This is a genomic window from Micromonospora sp., assembly GCF_048594385.1.
In the GTDB taxonomy this organism is placed as follows: Bacteria; Actinomycetota; Actinomycetes; order Mycobacteriales; family Micromonosporaceae; genus Micromonospora; species Micromonospora wenchangensis.
This window is the reverse complement of record NZ_JBMDWU010000124.1, coordinates 1-8,908: the sequence shown is the minus strand read 5'-3', so window position 1 is coordinate 8,908 and position 8,908 is coordinate 1. Positions and strand designations below refer to the sequence as shown.

The window sequence follows — 8,908 nt, the reverse complement described above, 5'->3', positions numbered from 1 at the left end:
CGGCGCGGAGCACGGCTGGCCGGTGGTGCTCAAGGCGGCCCGGGGCGGCTACGACGGGCGTGGCGTGTGGCTGGTCGACGACGCCGGGCAGGCCGCCGAACTGGCCGCGACCCTGCTCGCCGGGGGCACCTCGCTGCTCGTCGAGGAGCGGGTGCCGCTGCGCCGGGAACTGGCCGTGCAGGTGGCCCGCTCGCCGTTCGGACAGGTCGCCGCGTATCCGGTGGTGGAGACGGTGCAGCGGGACGGGATCTGCGTCGAGGTGCTCGCCCCCGCGCCCGGCCTGCCGGAGGAGTCGGCCGTCGCCGCCCAGCAGCTCGCCATCGACCTGGCCACCGCGCTCGGCGTGGTCGGCCTGCTGGCGGTGGAGCTGTTCCAGACCGACACCGGGCTGGTCGTCAACGAGCTGGCGATGCGCCCGCACAACTCCGGGCACTGGACCATCGAGGGGGCCCGGACCTCGCAGTTCGAGCAGCACCTGCGGGCGGTGCTCGACTACCCGATGGGGGACACCTCGCTGACCGCCCCGGTGGTGGTGATGGCGAACGTGCTCGGCGGTGAGCCGGGCGGGATCTCCCTCGACGAGCGGCTGCACCACCTCTTCGCCGCCGAACCGGGCGCCCGGGTCCACCTGTACGGCAAGCAGGTCCGACCCGGCCGCAAGATCGGGCACGTCACGGTGCTCGGCAACGACCTGGACGACGTACGGGCGCGGGCGGCGCGGGCCGCCCGCTGGCTGCGGGAGGGGCACGGGTGAGCACCGTCGGGCTGATCATGGGCAGCGACTCGGACTGGCCGGTGATGAAGGCCGCCGCCGCCACCCTGGACGAGTTCGACGTCCCGTACGAGGTGGCGGTGATCTCCGCGCACCGCACCCCGGTCAAGATGATCGAGTACGGCCGGGACGCCGCCGACCGGGGACTCAAGGTGATCATCGCCGGGGCGGGCGGAGCCGCCGCGCTGCCCGGCATGGTCGCCTCGGTCACCCCGCTGCCGGTGATCGGGGTGCCGGTGCCGCTCAAGCACCTGGACGGGATGGACTCGCTGCTGTCCATCGTGCAGATGCCGGCGGGGATCCCGGTGGCCACCGTGTCGATCGGCAACGCCCGCAACGCCGGCCTGCTCGCGGTCCGCATCCTGGCCGCGACCGACCCGGCCCTGCGCGCCCGGATGGTCTCCTTCCAGGCCGATCTGGAGGACCTGGTCGCCGAGAAGGACGCCGCCCTCCGCGCCTCCCTGACCTGACCCTGAGGCGGGACCGCCCACGAGGCGCGGCCGCCCCCGGGCGGGGCCGCCCTTCGGGCCAGGCAGCCCGCGCAATGGGGCCGATGTTGCGGTATCCGGCCCCGTCGATACCGCAACGTCGTCCCAGGCGAGTCGATCACCGTGCCCGGCCCCGGGCTGTTCCGGCCGGGGCGTGACCGCCCGGTCCACCCCTGGCCGCGATGCGCCCGCCCACGACCACCTGGCTCACCGAGCCCGACCACGTCCGACCCCGCCGTGACCCTCCGATTCAACGCATGGAGCGCAGGGCGGTCTGGAGCCGGTCCTGGGCGCGGCGGCGGCGTTCGTTGCTCGCCCCGAGCACCAGCAGGACCAGGCCGACCGGGATGAGCACCAGCCACGGGCCGAGGCTGAACAGGGCGTGCACCGCCGCGATCGCGGTCACCGCCGCGCCGACGATGACCGGGGCCTGCTGCCGGCTGGTCGAGCCGTATACCAGCACCGCGACCGCGCCGAGCAGCAGCAGCACCTGACGCAGCATGCTGGAGTCGGTGGCCAGCACGATCGCCAGCGTCGGCACGAACGCCGCGACCAGCGCCGGGCCGTACGCCACCCAGCTCGACAGGTCGGGGCGGTCGCGCAGTTCGAGGATGCCGACCAGCAGGGCGAGCGCCGCGAACGGCAACGTGTACGCCTCGGGCAGCGCCACGTCGGCGACCCGCATCATGATCCACCAGGCGACGATCTCGCAGGCGACCACGGCCCAGAACAGGATGCGGCGTTCCACCGGTCGCCGCCCCGGCCGGACGGCGGCCACCCCCAGCACGGCGCCCCAGGCGGCGAGCAGGGCGGCGATGTGCCGGGGCGAGTCGAACGCCAGCGCCAGGGCGATGAGCGCTGCGGCGTACCCGCTCCACTCGACGGTGGCGGCTTCCCGGTGCGCCTCGGGTCGCCGCAGCCGGGGCAGCGTCGCGGCGAACACCTGCAACGCCGCGCCCACCGCGAGCACACCGAACGCCGACCAGACGGCGGGGAAACCGGCCACCAGACCGGCGGTGAGCACGAAGAGCTGCGCCATCAGCGAGGCGAACAGCCAGCCGAGGATGCGGGCCCGCCCGGTGGTGCCGAAGAGCGCGGCGACCACCCCGACGCCGACCGCGCCACCGAGGGTGAACAGGGTCAGCCCCTCGCTGGCGAGACTGCCGGCCAGCCCCGCGCCACCACCGGCCAACCCGATGACGAAGACCAGCACCCGGGCCAGCCGCAGCGACCGGGCCCGCTCGGCCAGCGGGGGCGGCGGGGTCAACGCCAGCCCCAGCATCGAGATGGTGAAGACGGCGAGGGCGGCCAGGGCGTTCTGCGGCCAGGCCATGCCCAACGCGATCGGGGTGATCAGCAGCGTCACCGCGAGACCGGGCAGCACCACCGGCACCGCCCGGGACCGGCGGCCACCGGACAGGCCGGTGGCGGCCAGCGCGGCGGTGCCGGTGAGCAGCAGCGCGGTCAGCACGTGTGTCGGGTCGACCAGTTCCGGTGGCGGGGTCCGCAACTGCGGCGGTGGCCCCTGCCAGACGTGGGCGAGCATCCGGTGCGGCTCGACCAGCGCCACGAACAGCAGCGGCGCGAGGGAGATCAGGGCCAGCACGGTGGGCACGGCCGCTGCGGCCAGCGCCCCGGCGGCCGGGTCGATCCGCCAGCGTCGCTGCGTGCCGTCGTCGGGCAGCCGGCGCAGCGCGCCGTCCAGCAGGACCGCCCAGCGACGTACCGGCTGGGCGGACCCGACCGGTGGCACGGTCGCCGCCCGGACCAGTTCGGCGAGGACCCCGAGCAGCGCCGCCGCGGCGGCGAACACCCCGGACGGGAGGTCGACGAAGATGGCGGCCACGGCGCTGACGGTCGCCCCACCGGCGACCGCCGCGCTCGCGTACGGCAGATACTGCGGGACCTGCCGGCGGACGGCGGCCACCGCGGCGAGCCCGAAGCTGGACGCGGCCAGCGCGGCGGTCAGCACCACCTGCGCCCCGTGGCCGAACTCGGCGGCGAGCGCGGCGACCGCGCCGGGGAGCGCGAGCAGCGCGGCGGCGGTCGCCAGACCACCGATCTGCACCAGGTGCGGCGGCATCCCCTCGGTCTCGACGTCCTCGACCAGCGAGGGGGCCAGGGACCGGGCCATCGCCGCCACGGTCAGGCCGATCAGCGCGATGCCGCCCAGGGCGAGCGCGGTCGTCCACGGGCGCACCAGCCCGGCCCCGGCGGCGTGCAGCGCGACCACCCCGGCCACGGTGGCCCGGGACAGCCCGGCACGCGGGTCGGCGGAGGCCACCGCGGCGGTACCGAAGACGGTGGCTACGGTCAGCCCCACCAGGACGGGCGACCACCACGGCAGGTCGAAGGCGGCCGGGACGCCGACGGTGGCCAGCACCACGCCGACCCCGGCTACGTCGTACTTCCAGGGGGTGGGGAGCAGGATCGCGGCGGCCAGCGCGAGCAGCGCCAGCGCGACGGGAGCCTGCCAGGTCGAGCCGCCGGTCGGCGCGGCCGGCCAACCGGTGAGGTCACCGGCCCAGATCGGACCCGGGGTGGCCAGCACACCCACCCCGCCGCGCAGCGCCGACCAGCCGGCCAGCACCCCGATCAGGGCGGCGCCGACGGCGATGCCGAGCACCGGCCCGCGCCGCCACTCCTCGGGCATCGCCCGCGCGGCGACGGCGACCACCAGCACCAGCACGGCGGCGACCGCGAGCTGCCCGCCGGGTGAGATGACCGCCGTGATCCGGGCGAGGGTGGCGATCAGCGCCGTGGTGACGGCGGCGGCGGCCAGGTCGGCGCCGTCCAACGCCAGATCCGAGCGGCGACGTGCGTCGATCCGGCCGGCGAAGAGCAGCAGCACGGTGGCGATCAGCACCAGCCCGCCGAGCCAGGCGTCGGCGGCCGTGCGGCCCGGGGCGAAGAAGGCGGCCCCGATCACCGCCAGCGCACCCAGCCCGGTGCCGACGGCGTGCGGCAGGCTCAGGTGCCGCTGCGACACCTGCATCATCGCCGCATAGCCGAGGGTGACGCAGACGGCGAGGAACCCCGCCGCGAGGATCGGCACCGTCAGCTCCCGCAGCACCGCCGGGGTGAGCACCGGCCCGGACGGCTCGGTGGCCGCGACGAACGCGGTGACCGCGCCGGGTAGCGCGAGCGACGCGCCGCCGGCCGCCCAGCCGGAGAGGACGTCGGCGGCGGCCGGGGCGATCCGGACCCGGGGCGCGAGCGCCACCAGCACGCCGGCCAGCATCAGCACGGCCAGGGCGGCGGCGGTCAGCGCCGGTCGGCTCAGCGCGGCACCGGCCCCGAGGAACCCGACCACGGTGGCGGCTCCGGCGTGCACCACGGCCGCCCGGGTGGTGCCGGCCCACAGCCCGGCGACGCCGATCGCGACCGCCGCCAGCACCATCGGCCAGGGTGCCGCCGCCCAGCCCAGACCCAGCGAGGCGGGCACCGCCAGTGCGGTCAGTCCCGCGCCGACCACCGCGAACTCGCGGCGGATCTCCGGCGGCAGGGCGAGCACCGCCGCGATGGTGAGCAGCAGGGCGCTGGCGGCGAGCTGCCCGGCGGACGGACCGGCCGCCGCCGCCACCTCGCCGGGGAACGCGGTCAGGTCGGCCCGCCAGGCGGGCAGCGCCGCCTGGACCGGTGCCAGCCCGGCCCGCAGCGCACCGCCGGCCACCACCAGGCCGCTGACGGTCAGCGCCGCCGCGGAGGCGAGCTGCGGCCCCCGCCGGGCGGCTTCCGGTACGGCCCGCACGGCCAGCCCGGTCACCGTGATGACCGCGGCGATCAGCAGCAGCGCCCGGCCCGGGAAGGCCACCGACGCGACCCGTCCCAGCGCGCCGATCACGGCCAGGGTGAGGATGCCGGCGCCCACGTCGGGCAACGGTGCGCGGCGCAGCAGCAGGGTGCCGGCCAGGCCCACCGCCGCGGCCAGCAGCAGCGCCGCGCCGGCGGCGGTGGCCGCCGGTACGGTCTGCGCCCGCAGCAGCGCGGTGACCGCGTACGCCAGGGCGAGGGCCACCGCCACCCCGTGCAGCAGCCAGGTCGTCTGGGCCAGCCACGGCACCGGCCGGGGGACGCTGTCCGGGGTGGCCGCCGTGGCGTCGAGCACCTCGCCCGACTCCTCGGGTGCCCCCTCCGGCCGGCCGTCCGGGGCGACCCGCTGCCGGGGCGGCCCGGCGGGCCGGTCGGGGGCGGATTCCGGCGCGGCCGGCCGTTCCCGCATGATGCCGGAGCGGACCAGCGCGAGGTCGAGCACGGCCACCACGGTGAGCACCACCGCCCAGCCGGTCGGGCCGCCGATCCACTCGTAGACGAGCAGCGGCACCACGGGTTGGGCGGCCAGCACCGCCGCGAACCGGGGAGCCCGCAGACCGGTGCCCAGCGCGTAGGCGAGGGCGACGCCGGTGGTCAGCGCGAAGATCACCCCGGAGAAGACCGCCCCGGACGCGCCGATCCGGTCGACCGCCCACAGCGCGTACCCGGCCAGCGGCACCAGCAGCAGGCCGACCGTGGAGATCGTCTCGGCGGTGGAGGTCAGCCCCCGGCGGGCCAGCACCGGCGGGGCGAGCAGCAGCAGGACGGTGGCGACCAGCAGGATGCCGAGCCGGGCGAGGGCGTCCATCGAACTGGTCGCGACGGCGGCGAAGACCACCGCGGCCACGGCCAGCACCAGCGCGCCCAGCCCGAGCGGGATGTTCTGCACCTCGCGGGAGGACGCCTCGGCCGGGTGCTCCGGGTTGTCCGCACCCAGCCAGGTGGCGGTCCGGTACGGCGGTGGGAGCGGCGGTTCGTCGGGGCCGGCCGGCCCGGTGGGGGCACCCTGCCGGGGCACCCGGGGCGGTGCCCCGGCGGTGGCGGTGGGCGGTCGCCGGTCCGCCTTGCGGCGCAGCACCCGGCGCGGCCGGGTGGCCTGCTTGATGCGGTCCTCACCGGCGTGGGCGAGGATGTCCCGCTGGAAGAGGGCGGCCTGCATCTTGGCGGCGATCTGCCGCTGCTCCCGGGCGATCTCGGCGTCGCGGGCCTTCATCTCGGCGATGGAGCGTTCGATCTCGGCCAGGTGTTCGCGCCACTGCGGTTGCTCGGCCCCGCAGTTGGGGCAGCGGGCCGCCGGCTTGATCTGCCGCCCGCACGAGGAGCACTGGAAGCTCTCCACGACATCCCTCCACCCGGCCGGACGCACTGTGGACGCCGCCCCCACGCAGCATGCCCTGAGCGGGCGTGGATTTCGACACCTGCCGCTCCGTTAGGGGTACAAAAAACGCGCCGGCGCGGGGAGGATCACCTCCCGCGCCGGCGCGTCGCGGTGTCGTCAGGGGCGACCCATGCCCCGGTACTCCCAGCCGGCCTGCGTCCACAGTGCCGCGTCGAGGCAGTTGCGGCCGTCGACGACCCGACGGCCGGCGGCCAGCTCGCCGAGGGCGACCGGGTCGGCGTTGCGGAAGTCGGCCCACTCGGTGAGTACGCAGACCAGGTCGGCCCCGGAGACGGCGTCGTTCACGCTGGACTCGTAGACCAGTTCGGGGGCGACCCGGCGGGCGTTCTCGGTGCCCTGGGGGTCGTACACGTGCACGTCGGCGCCGGCCTTGGCGAGCAGCGCGGCGACGGCGAGGGCCGGGGCGTCGCGGACGTCGTCGGTGTTGGGTTTGAAGGTCGCGCCGAGCACCGCGATCCGGGTGCCGGAGAAGTCGGGGCCGGCCGGGCCGGACCGGCGGCCGAGCAGGTCGGCGGCGAGCTGGAGGACCCGGGTGCGGCGACGCAGGTTGATCAGGTCGACCTCGTGCAGGAAGCGCAGCGCCTCACCGGCGCCCAACTCCTGGGCGCGGGCCTGGAAGGCGCGGATGTCCTTGGGCAGGCACGCGCCGCCGAAGCCGAGTCCGGCCTGGAGGAACCGGTTGCCGATCCGGGGGTCGTAGCCGATGGCGCGGGCGAGCTGGGTGACGTCGCCGCCGCTGGCCTCGCAGACCTCGGCCATCGCGTTGATGAAGGAGATCTTGGTGGCCAGGAAGGCGTTCGCGGCGACCTTGACCAGTTCGGCGGTGGCGAAGTCGGTGACCACCAGCGGGACCTCCCGGTCCTCGGTGGCAGCCAGGTCGAAGACGCCCTTGTGGGCGGCGTAGAGCATGGCGTTGGCCCACTCGGTCTTGACGCCCACCACGATCCGGTTGGGGCGCAGCACGTCGTCGACGGCGAAGCCCTCCTGAAGGAACTCGGGGCTCCAGGCCACCTCGACGCCCAGGTCGTCCGGGGTGTGCTTGCCGACGAGCTGCTCCACCCACTCGGCGGTGCCGACCGGCACGGTGGACTTGCCGACGATCAGCGCCTTGCGGGTGAGCTGCTGGGCCAGGGCGGTTACCGAGGCCTCGACGTACGACAGGTCGGCGCCCATGCCGTCGGCCCGCTGCGGGGTGCCGACGCAGATGAAGTGCACGTCGCCGAACTCGGCGGTCTCGGCGATGTCGGTCGAGAACCGCAGCCGGCCGGCGGCCAGGTTGCGCCGCAGCAGCTCGTCGAGGCCCGGCTCGTGGATCGGCACCTCGCCCGCGTTCAGCTTGGCGATCTTGTCGGCGTCGACGTCGAAGCCGAGCACCTCGTAGCCCAGTTCGGCGTAGCAGATGGCGTACGTCGCGCCGAGGTAGCCGGTGCCCAGGAACGTCACCCGGGGACGCGGCGCACCCGAGGGGGGCGCCACCGGGGAGATGGTCGGCGCCGGCTGGATGTTCGGGTACGGGATCGTCACGCCTGTCTTCTCCGCTCGCACTGGCGGCGCTTCACTGCGTCGCAATCGGCTGCGGCGCCTGGCCGGGCACCGATGGAAAACCTGTCGTTCGGTCAGCGTAGTTGTGCGCTGTCGACGCCTGCCCGGCACGATCCTACCGGCCGGTAACGTGGTGGGGAACCACGATGGCTATCCTTCAGTCTGCGGCAGTCGGCGGCCTGGAGACGGCACACAGACTGCGCATGATAGCGGTGAAAGGGGAGGGCCGACATGGCCGCAGAACAGACGTTCGACGTCTACCGGTTGCCCGAGGAGCACGACGCGGTCCGCGAGGCGGTCCGCGAGGTCTGTGCCGCCAAGGTGGCCCCGCACGCGGCCGAGGCCGACGAGACGGGGGAGTTCCCCAAGTCCTCGTACGACGCGCTGCGGGCCGCCGACTTCCACGCCCCGCACATCCCCGTCGAGTACGGCGGGGCCGGCGCGGACGCCCTGGCCACCGCGATCGTCATCGAGGAGGTGGCGCGGGCGTGCGCCTCGTCGTCGCTGATCCCGGCGGTGAACAAGCTGGGCACGATGCCGTTGCTGCTGGCCGGGTCGGAGGAGTTGAAGCAGCGTTACCTGACGCCGGTGGCGGCGGGTGAGGCGATGTTCTCGTACTGCCTGTCCGAGCCCGAGGCCGGCAGCGACGCGGCATCGATGACGACCCGGGCCGTCCGGGACGGGGACCACTGGGTCCTCAACGGGGTGAAACGGTGGATCACCAACGCCGGGGTGTCGGAGTTCTACACCGTGTTCGCCGTCACCGACCCGGCCGCCCGGTCGCGGGGGATCTCCGCGTTCGTGGTGGAGAAGTCCGACCCGGGGGTGAGTTTCGGCGCTCCGGAGAAGAAGCTCGGCATCAAGGGCTCCCCGACGCGGGAGGTCTACCTCGAC

The 8,908-nt window shown here is 75.2% G+C and carries 5 protein-coding genes; 3 read left to right on the top strand and 2 right to left on the bottom strand.

What is annotated here, in order from left to right; genetic code table 11:
* Both ACOJTC_RS06205 and purE read left to right on the top strand, forming a co-directional pair.
* The coding region (locus ACOJTC_RS06205) for a 5-(carboxyamino)imidazole ribonucleotide synthase (protein WP_420116122.1) at nt 1-754 on the top strand (754 nt) is incomplete at its 5' end.
* Nucleotides 751-1,242 (top strand): 5-(carboxyamino)imidazole ribonucleotide mutase, encoded by a 492-nt coding sequence (gene purE / locus ACOJTC_RS06200; RefSeq protein ID WP_204928271.1) that lies wholly within the window; start codon nt 751-753, stop codon nt 1,240-1,242. The genes ACOJTC_RS06205 and purE, both read left to right, overlap by 4 nt.
* Nucleotides 1,243-1,510: 268 nt before the next feature.
* Here the strand turns inward: purE and ACOJTC_RS06195 are convergent, their stop codons facing one another.
* Nucleotides 1,511-6,412 carry an SCO7613 C-terminal domain-containing membrane protein gene (locus ACOJTC_RS06195; RefSeq protein ID WP_420116121.1) on the bottom strand — a complete coding sequence of 1,634 codons (4,902 nt, stop codon included), beginning with the start codon at nt 6,410-6,412 and terminating at the stop codon, nt 1,511-1,513.
* Nucleotides 6,413-6,568: 156 nt separating this feature from the next.
* Complete coding sequence (locus ACOJTC_RS06190) at nt 6,569-7,996, bottom strand: UDP-glucose dehydrogenase family protein (protein ID WP_204928269.1); 1,428 nt, start codon at nt 7,994-7,996, stop codon at nt 6,569-6,571.
* 249 nt (nt 7,997-8,245) lie between these two features.
* Here ACOJTC_RS06190 and ACOJTC_RS06185 point away from each other — a divergent pair.
* The coding region (locus ACOJTC_RS06185; RefSeq protein ID WP_420116120.1) for an acyl-CoA dehydrogenase family protein at nt 8,246-8,908 on the top strand (663 nt) is incomplete at its 3' end.